Annotated in this window: 8 protein-coding genes; 2 read left to right on the top strand and 6 right to left on the bottom strand. The window is 60.5% G+C overall.

Going from position 1 to position 16,742, the window contains the following annotated elements; genetic code table 11:
- The first annotated feature begins 44 nt into the window (after positions 1 to 44).
- Positions 45 to 473 (top strand): NUDIX hydrolase, encoded by a 429-nt coding sequence (locus tag K0O64_RS24930; protein WP_096312288.1) that lies wholly within the window; start codon positions 45 to 47, stop codon positions 471 to 473.
- Between the two features lie 43 nt (positions 474 to 516).
- Here K0O64_RS24930 and K0O64_RS24925 read toward each other — a convergent pair whose 3' ends face one another.
- The 5 genes from K0O64_RS24925 to K0O64_RS24905 form a co-directional block, all read right to left on the bottom strand.
- A complete protein-coding gene (locus K0O64_RS24925; protein WP_125477497.1) occupies positions 517 to 1,503 on the bottom strand; it encodes a hypothetical protein in 987 nt (328 codons plus the stop codon).
- Positions 1,504 to 1,508: 5 nt separating this feature from the next.
- Complete coding sequence (locus K0O64_RS24920; protein ID WP_125477496.1) at positions 1,509 to 3,884, bottom strand: hypothetical protein; 2,376 nt, start codon at positions 3,882 to 3,884, stop codon at positions 1,509 to 1,511.
- Between the two features lie 454 nt (positions 3,885 to 4,338).
- Positions 4,339 to 7,665, bottom strand: coding sequence for a DUF499 family protein (locus K0O64_RS24915; RefSeq protein WP_174714145.1), 3,327 nt, complete (start codon positions 7,663 to 7,665; stop codon positions 4,339 to 4,341).
- A gap of 1 nt (position 7,666) precedes the next feature.
- Positions 7,667 to 9,343 carry a DUF262 domain-containing protein gene (locus tag K0O64_RS24910; protein WP_096312284.1) on the bottom strand — a complete coding sequence of 559 codons (1,677 nt, stop codon included), beginning with the start codon at positions 9,341 to 9,343 and terminating at the stop codon, positions 7,667 to 7,669.
- A complete protein-coding gene (locus K0O64_RS24905; protein ID WP_217353543.1) occupies positions 9,343 to 12,141 on the bottom strand; it encodes a DUF1156 domain-containing protein in 2,799 nt (932 codons plus the stop codon). The genes K0O64_RS24910 and K0O64_RS24905 overlap by 1 nt, the downstream gene beginning before the upstream one ends.
- 140 nt (positions 12,142 to 12,281) lie before the next feature.
- Here K0O64_RS24905 and K0O64_RS24900 point away from each other — a divergent pair, with 140 nt between their 5' ends.
- Positions 12,282 to 13,241, top strand: coding sequence for a DUF6615 family protein (locus K0O64_RS24900; RefSeq protein ID WP_225933542.1), 960 nt, complete (start codon positions 12,282 to 12,284; stop codon positions 13,239 to 13,241).
- Here K0O64_RS24900 and K0O64_RS24895 read toward each other — a convergent pair.
- A complete protein-coding gene (locus K0O64_RS24895) occupies positions 13,229 to 16,639 on the bottom strand; it encodes a DUF8742 domain-containing protein (protein WP_096312282.1) in 3,411 nt (1,136 codons plus the stop codon). The genes K0O64_RS24900 and K0O64_RS24895 overlap by 13 nt on opposite strands.
- Positions 16,640 to 16,742 lie beyond the last annotated feature (103 nt).

Here is a 16,742-nt window from a genome sequence, read left to right as displayed (position 1 = left end):
CCAGCAGACTGATGTCACTTATCAGCCCAAGAACGGAGTCTTGCATGGCAGCCACACCGAAGCACTCCGTCAGCGTGTCGGGCATCGTGATCCGCGACGACGGCCGCGTCCTAGTGATCAAGCGAGACGACAATGGTCACTGGGAGGCTCCAGGCGGCGTGCTCGAACTCGATGAATCGTTCGAAGCCGGCGTACAGCGCGAGGTCTTGGAGGAGACAGGCATTGAGGTCACCGTCGAGCGGCTCACCGGCGTCTATAAGAACCTGACTCACGGAATCGTCGCGCTGGTATATCGCTGTCGGCCAGCGGGGGGCGAGCCGAAAGCGACCGACGAGGCACGTGAAATTCTTTGGATGACAAGAGAAGAAGTGCAGGCGGCGATGGTGCCAGCCTTCGGGGTGCGTGTGCTGGATGCGTTCGAGGAAGTGCCTCAGTCGCGGGCGCATGACGGCGTCAATCTCGTGCTCGATTAAGTGTCATCACCGGGACGATTTTCGTGGCGACCGTTCTTTAGGCCTACGCGTGCATGCTGAGCAATTCTGTTAGTGGTCGACTTCCCGCCCGCAGTTCGTTCTGCGCCCGATCAACGTCTCGCTCGGTAATTGCGCCGTCGAGCACCAGCCGCGCTTTGAATCCGACTTCCGCACCGGCGAGCGCAAGAGCACGGTTTAGGTTGGTAATTCCTGCATCTCGAATCGAAATCTTAAAACGTTGAAATTCGAGGTGTCGCCATACGATGTAGGGCGAGGTCATTTGCTCGTCGAAAAGCCACCGTGCGTGCCATCCTAGATCTCTTGTGGCGGACAGAACCTCACGCGCCTGTTTGTTCTTGAACTGAGTCAGGTTGAACTCTTGCACTCTTGCGCGAAGCATGACAGAGGGTGTGGATTGTTGGGCGCTTGCCTCCGCGAGCGTTGAAGCTGCTCGGCGCAATGTGCTGCGCATCGAGCGCGGCAGCCGCGGCCAGATGAGCATATTTTCGTTTAACTCAACGTAGTAGCAGCCCTTGTGCTTTCGCCCATCCCCAAGTTCCTCGGGCACGTATTGGATATATCGTCCTTTGCGTTTGTCGATGGTGCCCTGGGGGATCCAGCCGGTCCGGAAGGCTACTTTCTTGCCGTCAGCATCGGAGAGTAGGTCGATTTCGTAGACTGCCTGACCGCGCAACATCATGTCCGCGACCCAGCTCAGGTGATACCGAAGGGCGGTCTCAAGTGTTGACGATGGGCCGGTCGGTGAAATCAGTCCATCTGTGATTAGCTCCTCGACGTCGCTGTTGTAGGGCTCTATCGCAACGGAGAAACCACTATCAGGGTCGTCCCCCCAGGGCAGAATCTGCTCAGCGTCTTCAGTGAACATGTGGCCATAGAAGTTGCCCCATCGGAGCTGATCGCGTTGGAGACGATTGAGCCGGTCGACGAGGTTAGCGTCGTTTTCGGCCGCCTCCCGGATGTAAAACTGCGTGCGGCGGTGGCTGCGAAGACCTTGATGGGGATCACGCATTTGCATCAGTCTCTATCGGCATCGTCGGCGGATGGAACGGTGTCGTCCGGCTGGGCTACTTGTTCGGCAGCAGCTGTTTGGTCTTCCTCGAATTGCGCGAGCGTTTGTATCAGTGCGCTGAGGTTAGGAGGAACTTTGGTCTCGTCGCCGAGTTGGGGCAAGACGTAGTGAACGAGGAACAAATCGGTTGGCTTCCAAGTGATTCCGAAGGCACCAGGCGCGAAGGCGGCAACGATCGACGAAAGCTGGGTGGTCGGCCGGGCACCGGGATTGTCGAAGTCGAACGAGTCGAAGGGATCGGTGATGCCACGCTCTTCAAGGAACCGGACCAGCTTCTGTTCGCGGGTACTGCGCAGAACGTAGAGGTCGTTGAGGGAGAACGCAGAGTCGACACCCGCCATGATCTCGAGCAGGTTCGGTAGGAATCCCTCGCCGAGCTGGTCACGCCGAGAATCCCACATCGGCCGGATCGAGTCCCAGATCCCTTCGCCGTTGAGCTCCTGAAGAAGGATGGCGTAGCCGCTGAGCTCCATTAGCGCCACCAGGGGCTCTGCGGTGTAAATGAATTGGAGGAGGGGCAACTGTCCCGCTACATCCGCGGCCATTCGTCGGCCCGCGGATTGGCCCTGATTGAAGAGGGTCGTGAACCAGGCTGCGGCCCGTTCGTGATCGCCATCGAGGATTGCGTCGAATGTTGCGTTGAAGACGAAGACGTACGCTTGTCCGTAGAGATCTGGTTGTCGAAGATCGTGTGGGCCGGGAGGCAGATTTGGTAAGCAGTCGGCGATGTAGCCGAGCACCTGTCGACGCAGGCCACTGTCGAGCGGTGACGACTGAGGAGGGCTGGGCCAGTTGGGATCGTCCAGTGCCGCACTCCTCCAGCGGCGCAGAGCTTGGTGGGCGCCCGAAATGAGCTCCTGGTGGGTGTCGACCTTATCGATCATTTCCAGTGCTGAAAAGGCAACCATGGCAGCCAGTTTCCAATCCTTAACAGCTATCGCCGACTTCACCTCGTTGATGGTGCGGCTGGTGAATCGCTGCACAATTGCGTGCTGGGCTGCCTCCAGGCGTTGAGCCAAGATCCGGGCCACCTGGTGGTGTACGAACCACGTCGGGGTGACCTGTCTGCCTTCGACGCCATTTTCGAATGCGATCCGCTCGTTGAGCTGTTCGAGTATTTCAACAGCCGGGCGGGGGAAGTTCAATTCGTACAGGACGTTCCGGTCGGCGATGACACGATCGACTTCTGCGCTGAGGCGCCGATTGGTCAGGTGCTCAGCAGCGTCTACCAGACCTAACCACGCATTCATCAGCAGCACCACTGATCGCTGGGCCGCAATCACCCGATCGCGTTCGTGCTCGTCAGTGAGGTAAGCCGTCGGAGCGGCATCGTCCGCAGCGGGCTCCACGGCTTCCCAAATGGCGGCAACGATGTGATCGTCAAGCAGCAGTGCCTCATCGAACAGCAATCGACCGCTCAGTGCTCGGATGTGGGCGGAAGTTTGGTCCAGGAAACTCGTGAAGGAATCCAGCTGGCCGCGACCGACGATTACTATGAGCTTGGCGATGTCGGCGGCGCACTGTCGTTCTACCCACAGTAAATCCGGTCCTGTTGGGGTGTGCACGCCTGTGGATATCGCTAAGGCGAGGTTGGTCTGGTCGGCGCTGAGAGTAAACCAGTTGGGGTATCTGGCAATCGGCGTCCACCACGCACTGCCGGAGGGGATGCAATTCTTGCGTGATGCGTATACAGCAATGAGGAAAAGTAGTTGGCGGGCAACGTCCAAGGGCGCTGCGGAGTTTCGGATTGGTCGGCTGGCGACGAGATCAGTGATCTGCCGGTAGTACTCAAGCGTTTCCCGCGCATCGTTGTGTGCCTGTTCTTGGCTGCCTTCGTCGAGAGCGGTTGGCAGTGTGGTGGCGCGCGACAGTGCGCGCCCGAACCGCGGCGGGAGATCGCGCGCCAATGAAGCTGGATCGAAGAAGCCGAATGGGGCAATGCCGACGACGGCGAGTCGCAGAACCGCCAGCACAGCCAACGCAATGGCGACGACGACACTGACAACCCGCACGTGGTATCCCAACGAACCGAGCCCGAACAGGACTGTGGTGAATACCAGCGCTCGTACGATTCCGCGCGTGTATACATTGCTAATCCGCTGCTGTACGAACAGCTTCCGGATGTCACCGGGAACGGAGCTGTAGGCCGTCGAAGCCACGACACCGACGGTGGCGTAGTACAACGCCAGGAGCGTCGCCTCGGCACCGATAAGAACTCCGACTAGCGATTCGTAGTCCGTGGACTCTCGGATGCCGGTTATGTGTTGCAGCGGGCTCCACTCAATATGGGACAGCAGTACGCCGAAGACCTCTGTGGCCAACAACAACACGGTGGCAGTGAGTGCAATCCCCGCTGATTTGGTTGCTAACTGCGCAGCAACGGCGAGATTCTTGCGGTGCCCTTCGAACCGACTCGATCTTGCCTGCAACGAGCGGGACCGCCTTACGTTCCATCGGTGCCACCGCGCGCGCCAGCGCCACCATCGCGGCTCAGCGAGCAAGCGAAGCCGCAGGCGTGCCGTCACGGCCAGCCAGAACAACCGAACCACGGCGCTTCCGCAGGGTTGCAAGGGGTTTGGTAGACGAGCTGTACTTCCAGATTGCGTAGCCGACAGCTGCAGAACCGTGCGTTCCCAACCACCGTCTCAGATTTCTGTGCCAGTGCACGCTCCACAGCTCGGCTTTCCGCTACCCCAGCCGCGACTGCCGCGCTTCGTAACTCGTCACTATGCGGACCGGGGGCGACTCCGAGAGCACGGTGGAGTTGCGTGAAGCTCATGTCTCTTCAAACCCAGACTGATCAAACTTCAGCGTCTGCGCATTCTCCGAGACTGTCCGGATCTTGCCCTCGTCGAAACCATCCGTGTCAATGGCTTCGATCTCGACCTTCACGACGAGTGTTGCGCCCGAGTCACGAAGATGGGCAAGGACTTCTTCGGCGATGTTTTTGAAGTCCAGGGCGATCTTGTCGGAGCTGAGAGTCTTGACTCCGTAGAAGCGAGTTTTCGTTGGGGGAAACGCGATGTCGACCGCTGTCTTCGTCGTCTTGTCCGCTACGGCCGGCGTGGTCTCGTCATCCGCATCTGGCGCCGGCTTCACCTCGGTTTCGCGCTGCTTCACCGCGACATCGGGGCGAACCAGCAGCAGTGAATCAGTTGCCACCGGGGCGACGCTGTCGTCGTCGGGTGTCCACAGGCCAATGTAGCGATCGGCCGCCTCGTCGAAGCCGGTGGCCAGTGCGAACGCATCTGTCTGCCAGATCATTGGCATGTCGACGATGCCTTCGTCGAGCACTCGGCGGTCGCGCAACCGAGGCATGTACGGGTACTGGCTGTATAGCTGCCACAACGCTCCGAGGGAGACGTGACCGTCCTTCCAGATCTGGGGAACCTTGCCGATCGCCAGTCGGATGGTGGCCGCAGCTTGGCGGATCGATAGGTCTCCGTCGTTGCCGAGCCGACGCGACACCCGCTCAGCCAACGACTCCGATTGTCCTTCGACTTTCGTCTCACGCACGATGAACGGCGCCCCAGCATCGGGTTGCGACGGCACCAGTGCCCACGTAAACGTCTGTAGCAGACGGGAATTCACTGTCGCATCGGCCTGGGACTGTCGCTGGGTCGCCTGGTTCCTTTGGTTCTGGGTCAGGTCAAGGTCGACTTCGTTATCCAGTACATGTGCCCACCCCAGGTACTCGCGCACGGCGGAGTCGAGCTCGTCTAGGCGCGCCTCGTCGGCGGCGAGATAGACGAGCATGTTGCGATCGGCCCGATGGGACGTTCCGCGATGCTCGGTCGCCTGCTTGGCAAATTCTTTTGCGGGCGAATCAGATCCTCGCTTGTGCGCGACCTTGGGATGCAGTATCACCAGGCGTGCCTCATCAGTGTCAGGGATATCGGCGTTGGATTCCGGGCATACGTGCACCCCGGCGAAATCACCTCGGGTCTTGGCCTGACTTTGCAAGCGACGTGCGATCTCTGCCCACACGTCCTCTTTGTGGAGTCGTTCGGCCTGGTCTTTGGCGGTACGGGTGATGTTGGCGTGAAGGTCATACCAGTACTTGCCGGAACCGGAGTAGAAGTATGTTGCACGATCGCCGAGCTGCGTGAGAGCGGAGTGGAAGTTGCCCGGCACATCACCGGGCATCGCGGTGCCAAGGAAGACCCGCTGTGTCTCCAGGCCTTTGTGGGCTGAGCCGATTGTGGGTGCGGCACCAAAGAACACCGTGCGGGCCAGGCGTTTGGTCAGCGACCGCTGGCCGAACAGTGGTTTATCCTTGTCGATGCGCGCCGGTTCGGAGTTTGGTCCGTCGACGTCAGCGTCGATGATTGCCTTCCATGAATCTTGGAGATACTGCGTGAGTTCTGCGTTCACATTCGCTGTTGCCAGGGGAATTGATCCGGGCATGATCAACGGAGAAGCATCCTCGCCGGTCCACAGTGCGTGGATCACTGTGCTCATCAGCCGCAGGACGCCACGAGTGCGCTGGAAGCGCTCTAGGGATGACCATTCCTCGTAGAGCCGGTCGAACAACTCAGGGTGAATCGGGTAGGTGAGTTTGATCCGGTCCTCATATGCAGCGTCTCGGGAGTCCCGGGGGAAGTCATCGGCGTACTTACGGTACATGTCGACGTAGGCTCGCGCGGTGGCACCGATGGAGGCAAGCGCTGCCGCATCGGGTTGTTTGAATAATCGTTGCCGCACAATCTGATACGCCTCTGCAGACGAGGCGGGGCGCCACTGTTCGGCAACTCGGCGCACTACATTCTGCAGTCGTTTCAGCGCTTCCAAACCGTTAGCGCCGCCGACCTCTTCGGCGTTGCCTGCCACGACGTCGGAATCGTCGCCGGACTCGGATGCTGGAATAGAGATCACCAACAAGACCCCAGATGTGCCTTTTGTGGCCTCGGTCAGCGATTGAGCGAAGGTGAACTGATCGTCGAAAGTGCCGCCGGCGAGGTCGTCACGGCCGAGCAATGACCTTGCATACGCCACCCATTCGTCAACGAGGATGACGGCGGGCGCGTACTTGGCGAGCAGATCGTGCAATGCCTCACCCGGTGTGGTGCGGTCGGCGTCGGCCTTGGCCACGAGCGCGAACGCTTCGGGACCGCCGAGCTGCCAAGCTAGTTCGCCCCAGATGGTGTTGATCTGGGTGCCGTCGTCTTTGGTCACCCCGGCAGGGCTGAAGTGGTTGCCGACGATCGCAACGCGATTGACCTTGCTGCCGGTGTAGCCGTTCTTGGTAAGCAGCTCCTGGGTTTCCTGTGGGAACTCTCCGACCGGCAGCCCGGCTGCGACGTGCCACAGCGCGAGCATCGAGTGCGTCTTGCCCCCACCAAAATTGGTTTGCAGGTTGATGACTGGGGGAGCATTATCGTCGCCCGAGAGGCGGCGTACCGCCCGCCCGACCAGATCGGTCAAGCCCTCGGTAAGGTAGGTGCGGCGGAAAAATTCGACGGCGTCGGCATAGTCGACGTCGTGCTCGCCTCCGAAGGCCACCTTGTAGAGGTCGGCAGCGAATTCGGATGCGGCGAAGTTTCCGGTGGCGACATCATCGTGTGGCGGCAGAACTTCGCGCCACGGTTTGAGTCCGGTGGACTCGGGATTGTCGACAGCGGCTTTGAGGACCTTCTTGTCGTCCTTGTCGGCGGTGACGCGGCGTAGGTTGAGTCGGATGGCCTGCAACTCGGTTGCCTCGTCGGTTGCATTGATCAGTTTGAGCAGCCGCTCGCCGGTGTCGAGGGCTCGGTAAGCATCGTCGTCGGTGAACGTTCCGTTGTGCGCCCAATTGTTTCGGACTTCGCGCAGTTCAATTGCGAACGATTCACCCGCCTTACCCAGCGTCTTGCTGAAGGGATACCAGCCCTTCTTGAACCCCGAAGTGATGTTCGACTCGGTGAGGATGCGAAACTGCAGCTGTGGGTCGTGAGCGCTGTAGGTCTTCGTACTAGACGCGCCGTCTTTCGCCTGCACGAGTTTCGGCCAAGCTGCGCCGACTGCTGGATCGCCCTGGCCAATCACCAAGGAGATGAAGTCGTCGAGCGGTGGGGCGATGATCTCGAACATCTTGTTGATGCGGTCACGGTTACTGAGTGCCATGTCAGTTGAGCTCCCATTCGTCGATAAGGCGCTTCATCAGTAGCTCTTGCCGCTCGTCCAGGACGGCTGGCGTCCACGAGCGATGTGCGAGCACCTGGCTCGTCAATGCGAACGTGGCAACACCGTTTGCGCCAGAGAAGTATCTGCGCTTCTTCTCATCGAAGTCGAAGCGTTGCGCAGCGCTGTTCTTACGACGGTTCAACAGCACCAGATTCGCTAACCGATGGGTCCAGTAGGCCCGCTCGTCATCACTGAAATGTTCGACCCACTTACTGTCGTCCTTCGGTGTTTGGGGCAGCACATGCTCGACGGTTATCAGCTTGTGCTGGTAGCTGACGCCAGGCTGATTGGCGAGCAGTTCGTCGAGGCGCAACAAGACGTAGTTACGCACTGCGCCAACTAGATACAGCTCACCTCCCAACCGCTCTCGGGTCAATTTCCGCTCGGCGTCGTCCAGAACAAACGCGGTGGCACCCAGTCCGTGGCCCGCCTCTAGACCCTTCAATAGGTTGGCGTATCGCTGCGCGCGGGGTGTCGCGTATTGGCGACGGAGTAACATGCTCGCGGCCAACCGTTCTAGCTTGCTAAGGAAGGCTGCGAGGAAAGCCGGGTCGCCGTCGTGGTTGCGTAGAGCCCACAATGCAGGCGGTCGCCAGTCGCTGTTGTCGAGTTGGACGAGTCGGGCCAGCCAAGCATTGACTTGCTGCCATTCCTGGCCGCCGGCGTAATCCTGATTGACGAGACGTTCGTAGGCATCCCCGTAAGGCAGTAGGACATCATCGACGAACTCTGCGGCTCGCGTGGGTAGATAGGGCTTAAGGACCTGATCGGGGAATTCCAGTAACAACTCGCGCCGGGCACGTTCCTTGGCGAATACCATGCGGATGTGCAGGAATAGTTCGGCGAACCGGTCTCTACCCAGGTCTTCCTCGGCGTCCTCCCATTTGTCGGCGTACGCCGATTGCTTACTGTCCTGGATGGTGCCAATGACCTGCGCCTTAAAAATGTCGGGTGGTGTTAGGTCTAAACCGCGCGCGTTCATCACGCTGAAGATCCGGTGCGCACTTACGAGGTCCGGCGTGCTCACGATCACGAGGAAGATGCGCGTGCCAGCCATGGCCGCCAACGCCCGCAGCCTCGCCTCGGTCCACCGCTTCAGTCGAGCGCGAATTACCTTTGCATTGTCGCGAATTGCGCGTTGAGAATCGTTACTCACGGAGTTGTCGTCGAGATCGACGAGCAGCTCTGTTTTGCTAGGTTCCTGGACGTAGGACTGGAAGAACGCCGCGTCCCGAGATCGCAGTGTGAGCCGCGGCTTCGGTTCGGTTCCAGCCATGATCTGCCCAGGCTCCATAACGAGATTGCCGAGTTCTCCGGCCAGCTGAGCGTCGGTCGTGAGATCACGCATGGTGGCGAACAGAATGCTGAGAGTGGTCAAACGCTGCTGGCCGTCGTTGACATCTGCATGGCTGCTGGCGTCGCCACGTACGAGAACGACAGAACCAAGGAAGTAAGGTTCGTCAGAACCTCGATCAAGTGCGCCCTCAAGGTCGTCCAATAGCTGCAGTGCTTGCTCCGTACCCCATGAGTAGGGACGCTGATAGTCCGGAATCGCAAACTCATAATCGCTGGAAAACACCTTCCGCAGCGCCAACTCGGACGCCTCAAGCTTCTTCATCAGTCCACCTCATCGTCAAAGTCGAACGTGCGCTGCGCGACTGAGCGCGGGCCGTCAGCCCGTGCCGCGTCCAAGATTTCTGGCCAGCTGGTGACGAGGCTGTTGAAGTTCAGTGCATCCTGGGTCCAGCCGTTGGCCTCAGCGACCCGGAATAGCAAGTGTGCGAGTTCCTTCACCAGGTCGGTATCGATTGCACCGTCTGGCCGGGAGAGCGCGGTGCGCAAGAAGTCACCGGCCGGAGTGATGCCACCACCTTCAAGAAGCTTGATGAGGTGGTGCAGTGCTTCCCAGTTGCTGGTATGAGGATCGGCGAGGACGTCGTAATCCGCTTCCAGATCCGACGGCTTGATCAAGTGAACCTTGCCGGCTCGGCTGGAGAGAATTCCGCCGCGATCCATCGCATCGACCGTGGTGTTGCGCGCGTTGGCAAGATTGTTTGCGTCTCCGAAAGTGCCAGTGCCATAACCATGTTGGCGATACCAGGCAATCGCGAACCGACTCGTGGCGTCGAAGTCACCTTCCTGCTCGTTGAGCACTTGGTCAAGGATTTCGTTGATCCGCGCCAACGCCGATCGAACCGACATCTTCGATCCGTCCGGTTCCAGCACACCTGAATAGCGCGAGAACACAGCCATACCTGGGCCAATTGCGGCCTGCGGCAGGTCGACTGGCGCGATCGCTCCCTGTTGCAGATCCTTCAGCGCGGCAGGAAGTTCAGCCTTGAGCGCCTCGACGAACTCGCGGCGGTCAGTTTGCGGCGCCCCTGCAGGTCTGGGGCGTAGTGCCAACACGATCGACGACGCGAGTGCATTTTTTCCTGCGCCGATCATTCGATTACCTAACTCGCTCCGAACCGGCCACGTAGCCGTGACCTCCCAGCCAGAGCGGATCATGCCTTCCAACAGTGTTTCCCAGCCGGTAGATGCTTCGCCCGATTCGGTGGTCTCCGACTGCTTGAACGCGTAGTAGACAGTGATTGGGAAATCAGGCAACGCAGACTCGCGTGCGCGGCCGAATACCTCTCGGAATCCTTGTTCGAAGAACTGATGCGCACCCTCTTTGCCGCCGTGGCGATATGGGTTGGCGACAAGCTCCTCTGCCTTCGGCACGAGCATGGTACTCAGTAGCTTTTGGTGCACCGACCGCAGCGAACGGCGCAGCCACACGTAGAAGTAGTCCGACAGGTCTGAGTAGCCGATGTTGTCGTAGTAGGGTGGATCGGTTGAGATCAATAACCCCGACAATCGAGAGTCGTTTGCCGATGCCTGCCGTGCAATGCCGGGTAGGCCGCATGTGCACTTATCCAGCACGCGGCTAACCCACTGAAGATCCTCTGTGAAATCGCCGCCGGAACCACCCCAAGGATTCGACTCGGCGTAGTCCCAAGTCATTGGAAGCGCCTGGCGCGCAAAGACGCTACGAACCGCCTCCATCTTGGTACTCGAATCCCAAGAGCAGATAGTGCTCGACTTATTGGTCATACGACTGATGGCAAAACCCAAGTAGGTCGCAACAGCATCTGCGTAGGCGGCGGCACCGGTTCCTCCGCCTTCGAGGCGGTTCCCTCCGGGTATCCCTGCGGCGACAGCGTCGGCAAGCACGTGTTCGCGCGCTTCGTCTACAAGGTCGCTGAACGTGGTGAGCGCGGTGAGCTGCCGCGCTGTAAAAAGGTCGGCAAATGTTGTCATGCCGTAATTCGGCGTCTTGAAATCGCGTGGATTGTTCGGCAAGTCGCCACCCGGAACGCTATCAGGGCGCGGAACCTTGCCGGCTGCAACGTGTTCGGGCGTTGGTTCGAGATAGATGCGGGCGCGGTTGCCTTCGGCCACGGTGGTCATGAGTTGCGAGCCCATGCGCCCTGCCCGGCCCTCAGTCCGGATATATTTCAGCTCGACTGCTGATCCGCAGCCGATGCAAGTAGCGCCTGTGCGGCCCACGGTGCCGTCGGTCTCATCCGTTGGTACGCGCCCGGGGTCGTGTCGGATTGCGAAGTGTACTTCGCCATCAACGACGGACGGCACGACATAGGCCTCTTTGCCCTTCTTCTTGCCGAGCCACCAGGAGCGCACCAGAGGCATGGCTATGCCGCAGGCTGGGTTGGGGCAGATGACGGTGCGTGCCCAGATCCAGGCGATCACAGTGGCCTGCGACCCGTCGGACAGAATGGCCTTGGGGTAGAGATGCCCGATGCGTTTCTCGGCTTCGTCGCGCATCCATTGTCCGTAGCGGCGGACATCTTCAGCCAGACCGGTAGCGTGCGGCCACGGGTGGGTGAGCTGATCCTTGGCGACATCCGGGAACACAGGGGACTGCCCGGAGAACTTCGGCGGGATCTCGATCAATGCTTTGTTGATGAGCACGGCAACCGGATTCAGGTCTGACGCGTGTGCTTCGAGCCCGAGGCGCTGGGCTTCGAGCGGGATAGTGCCGCCGCCGGCGAAAGGGTCGAGGATAGGTGGGGGATTGCCATTGGTGGACTTCAGTATTTCGGTGTGCGCCTCTGCGAGTAGCTTCTCGTCCTGAACGTTTTCCCAGACGACGAGGCCTTCGATCAGTTTGTGCAAGCGTTCGCGTTCTTTGCGTTGAAGCTCCTCTGTTGGGAACTCTTCGGGATGTGACGACGGATCATCGACGAGCTGGGCGAACAGCACTGCGCGGGCCGCAGCGAGTGGCCGTCGCGCCCACCATAGGTGCAGTGTGGACGGGTGGCCGTGGCGGATCGACTTCTCGCGGGCAGACTCCCGGTTGATCGCCTCCAAGGGTAGGGCTACTTCGATCAACTTGCGCTTTTGAACCACATCGACCCCTCTGCCCAGGTCTCGGGCATGACTATGCGGCGCCGCGGCGCCACTTCCTGCTGAGCAAACTTATCGGCACCGTGGAACGAAACCTGGCTCATCGCGCAGGTTCGCGCTGTTGCGCATGCGAATATCTGCACGTGGCGGCGGTCGAGAAGGCGTTCAGGCGGGCTCGGGTGCATTCCGTGCAACACATGGGGGCGTGCGAGCGAGCACAGCTGCGGTGGGGCGAAACAGCGGTCACCGAGATCGTGATGTCCCGGGCCGCCGCAGCGGTGAGCGTTGTGCCGTTTACCCAGCACGCCGAAGCTGTTAGTGGTGCTGATTGGGTTTGGTGGTGGGTGGACTCCACGTCGGCTTACGGCATGCTTGTGCAAGCGAAGCGGCTGACCATGAACCAGGGCCGGTGGCGCTTCGATTTCGGATACCCCAGCGGGACGGGCAGTCAGCGGGCGAATCTGAGGTCGACGGCAGCAAGCCTCGATCTGATACCGGTCTACGCGCTCTACCTGGGCACTGGCGAATACCGTAATTGGGAGCCGTGCCCTGACGATCATCGAGGCAGACGATGTCCATCGTGTGCGAAACGGTCCATATCCCTGATGCCGGCGCTGTTGGCTGACCCGGCGATCGTCCACGACTCCGCCACCACTTACGAACGTTCGGTTGCGCTTGAAGATTTGTGGACCCCAACTCCGAGGCGGGCGTTGCTCATACCGACGCTGCTGGAGCAGATGGACCCGGACCTCGTGAGTTTTCTCCTGAGCCCACAGAAAGGTGCTCGGGCAGTAGCAAAGTCGGTGATCGACCGAGTCCTCAGAGTACGTGCGGGACAGTTCAGCGCAGTTTCGCCTTCCGCTTCGAGCATGATGGACGAAGGCGGCCATGACCAACTTGGCCCGGTCTTCCCCGAGGTGCCCTCCGACGCCGGCCACTGGGGTGTTCCCTACTTCAAGCACGTTCTCGATCCTCTGCGCCACGTCCCACCCGACTATGTGCTCGAAATCGAGGCGCTGGAGCTCGACGCCAATGATTTGGCGTCGAACATGCCCGACGATGTGGCAGGGGTCGTCATTGTGCGGCTGTCTCAGAATGGTTGAGTCCCCTTCGCCCACATTTTCGCCCAATCGCCGCGGATACCGGTCGAGTCAAAGTCGCCGAGTTCGGTTGTCGCGAATGGATTGTCGAGGTACCGCACCTCGTCGTGCTGCGTCCCACGCGGATCGACCGTCACTAGGGCGAGCCGGTAGTGCGGTACCGCGTTCTTACCGACCATCACCTCGTTGTGGGTGACGAAGAAGTCTTTTGCGCCGTCGATACGTGCCTTGACTTCGATGCGGTAGGTGCCTCCATTTGGCGCGTACGAAAGGACGTCAAATCCCTTGTTGTTGAAGGCCTGTTCCACGGGGGCGCGGCCGAGCTGGCGTTCGTGGGCCAGCACAAGGTCCACTCCGCGGCGTTCGACTTCTTTGGTTTCCTTCGCGTGGATCGGCGCGGTCGCCGGCAGATCTGCTTCGAGCATCCTGACCGGCAGAACGAGCGCTGCGGTGAGGATGCGTGGCGGCTTCGTCGACATCAGCGCCTGCTGATCTACGGTCGCCAACCGCCTGCGCAACCGGGCGTCCAGCTCGACGGCTTTGCGGTTTAGGCTCTCTGCGGACTCCTTGGCCTTCTCACCGGCCTGTTCCCTCTCGGCGGCAACCGTCGCATCAAGTAGCAGTCGATCCCGTTCGTGTTCAAGGCGTTTCGTGACTAGCTCGCGAGTTTTGTCCAATTCGGCGGCACGCCGGGGCTGCACCTCGGTCAGGTATTCCGGGAGCTGGTTGGCGATGATCCAGCTAATTGCCCGGTCTTCTGCTTCGGCTAGCCACGGGAGCTGTCGCGCGGCCATCACCACCGACACGTCGGGGGCGGCTACGCAGTCAAGATAGGGCGCTGGGCCGGCGGGACTCACCGTGCCCATCCTGTCGACATAGGCGTATCCGAACCGTCGCGACACTGTCGCCCCAGTCGCGTCGACGACCTCCTCGACCACACCAACTAGCAGGTGCGGTTCCTCCAGCGTGGAGGACACCAACACGGTGCCGCTGTTCAAGACAGCCCCGTGACGGCGGATCGCCTCATCCATCACCGCGTCGTGCAGCGGGTGACCGGGCGAAAGCAGGTCAGCGCGGACCAGGCCGTCGGGTTGGACTTGCCCGAGGTCGAAGGTGACTCGGTCGTACCTGGTGGCGATCGGCCCGAACTTGCCGGACCGGATCTGTGCAGGGACGTTCGCGATCTCGTAGCGACCCTGCTCACGCTTGGCGATGCGGCCGCCCAGCCGAGTAAACGCCGCCTTGAATGCTAACTCGATGTAGTGCGGCTGCAGCCTGCGTGCCCGGGCCTCATCCATCGCCGCGCGCAACTTCTCCAGGTCGGCCTCGGCTAGATGCTCAGAAGCCAGGGAACGTTCTTCGAGAAGTTCTTTCAACCCTTCGGACACCTGCTCGTCGATCACCTCATGCATCTTGGCCTTAACCTCGGGCTGATCGCCGTAGCGGATCGCTTGCAGCAGCAGATCTCGTAACGAAGTTTCGGCGAACGCCTCACCCAGTACGTCGAACACCTTGCCGCCGTATGCTTTTCGCTGTTCTTCGATCTTCACCAGCAACCGCACAAACACGTCACCTTCGCGGGTGTTGCTCGCGACCAGGTTCCACAGTCGGCACACTTCCTCTTGGCCGATTCGGTGGATGCGGCCGAAGCGCTGCTCGATGCGATTCGGATTCCACGGCAGGTCGTAGTTGACCATCAGGTGCGCTGCCTGCAGGTTGAGACCCTCTCCTGCTGCGTCTGTGGCGAGCAGGATTTGGCAGTCGCGATTCTTGGTGAATTCCTCGGTGATCACGCGCCGTTCCAGACGGCGCACGCCGCCGTGAATTGCTTGTACGGCGTCGGGTTTGCCTAGTAGTGATCGAATCCTTGTTGCCAGATAGTCCAGAGTGTCGCGGTGCTCGGTAAAGATGATGAACTTGCGAGGCACGCCGTTCTTGTCGGTGGTCAGCGCGTTGTCCTGCAGAATCGTGCTCAGCTCGGTCCATTTGCGGTCTGTGCCCGCGTCGCGGACTTGCTTGGCGACCTCGGTCAGGTCGGCAAGTTCGAGTAGCTCGGCGTCGAGTTCTTCGACGGTCTGGGCGGCGGTGGCGGCGTCGAGCAGCTCCTCCTCTATGGTCTCGATTTCCTCGGCGTTGTAGTCCTCAACATCCAGTCCGCTGACGTCGATGCCGGGCTCTTTCTCTACGTAGGTGCCGTTAAGGATCGCTTGCTTCTTGCGTTCCAGCCGCTCGCTGCGGCGGACCAGGCTGCGGTAGATGGCCTCTGGGCTCGACGCCAAGCGTCGTTGCAGCACGGTCAGGGCGAACCCGACGGTGTTCTTGCGTTTGCCGCCGATCTTGTCGGCGCGGTTCATGCCCTCACGCACGTAGGCGGTTACCTGCTCGTATAGGTCGTACTCCAGCGCCGTCAGCTCGTAGGGCACGGTCTCGGCGATCCGCTCCGGGAACAGTTTCTTGCCCTCGAAGGTGAGCAAGTCTTCCTTGACCATGCGGCGCATGATGTCTTTGGTGTAGGCCGTCGTCTTCTGCTTGCCCTCGAAGCGGTCGCGATCGAGCAGGGTCAGGAATAGTTGGAAGTCTTCTTCCTTGCCGGAGTGCGGCGTGGCCGTCATCAACAGCAGGTGGCGGGTGATGGAACCGAGTAATTCGCCGAGCAGAAAGCGCTTCGTCTTTTCCAATTTGGCGCCGAAGTAATGCGCGCCCATGCGGTGCGCCTCGTCCACGATCACCAGGTCCCATTCGGTTTCCTTGAGCTGCTTCTGCAGCTCCTCGTTGCGGGACAGCTGGTCCATGCGGGCGATCAGCAGCGGGCTGGTCTCGAAGACGTTGAGGTTCACGTTGGTGTCGATGAGCTGATTAGTCAGCAGGTCGAAGCGCAGTCCGAATTTGAAGAAGAGTTCGTCCTGCCACTGCTCGACCAGTCCCCCCGGGGCGACGATGAGGCACTGCTTGACGTCGTCGCGGAGAATCAGCTCCTTGATATAGAGACCGGCCATGATGGTCTTGCCCGCACCTGGGTCGTCGGCCAGCAGGAACCGCAGTGGCGTCCGGGGGAGTAGCTCGCCGTACACCGCGCGAATCTGGTGAGGGAGCGGGCGCACGTCGCTAGTGGCCACGGCGAGCATCGGGTCGAATAGGCCCGCCAGCTGGATCCGCTGGGCCTCCGCGACGAGTTTGAAGTCAGTTGCCGGAGCATCGAAGGCTCGACTGCCTGTCGCGGCGACGCTCAATTGGTCTTGATCTCTGCGGAACACGACCTGCTGGCCGAGGTGACCCGCCGATGTCTTGTAGGTCAGCTCAAGGGCATCGGAGCCGTGCCATTGCGCGGCTACTACCGTGATCACTGCGGAGGGGATCAACCCGTCGACACGCAACCCTGGCTTCAGGTCCTCAAGCAGCACATTTTCCTCCCCTCTCGACAGCCAAATTACGTTAGTCGAGGTGGCCGACAAGTGGGATGACGTCGCTGGGATTGCGCACGCCGTCTCATCGGCCGCAGTTAGG

The organism is Mycolicibacterium pallens (genome assembly GCF_019456675.1).
Classification (GTDB): Bacteria; Actinomycetota; Actinomycetes; order Mycobacteriales; family Mycobacteriaceae; genus Mycobacterium; species Mycobacterium crocinum.
This window is presented reverse-complemented; position numbering and strand designations above follow the sequence as displayed.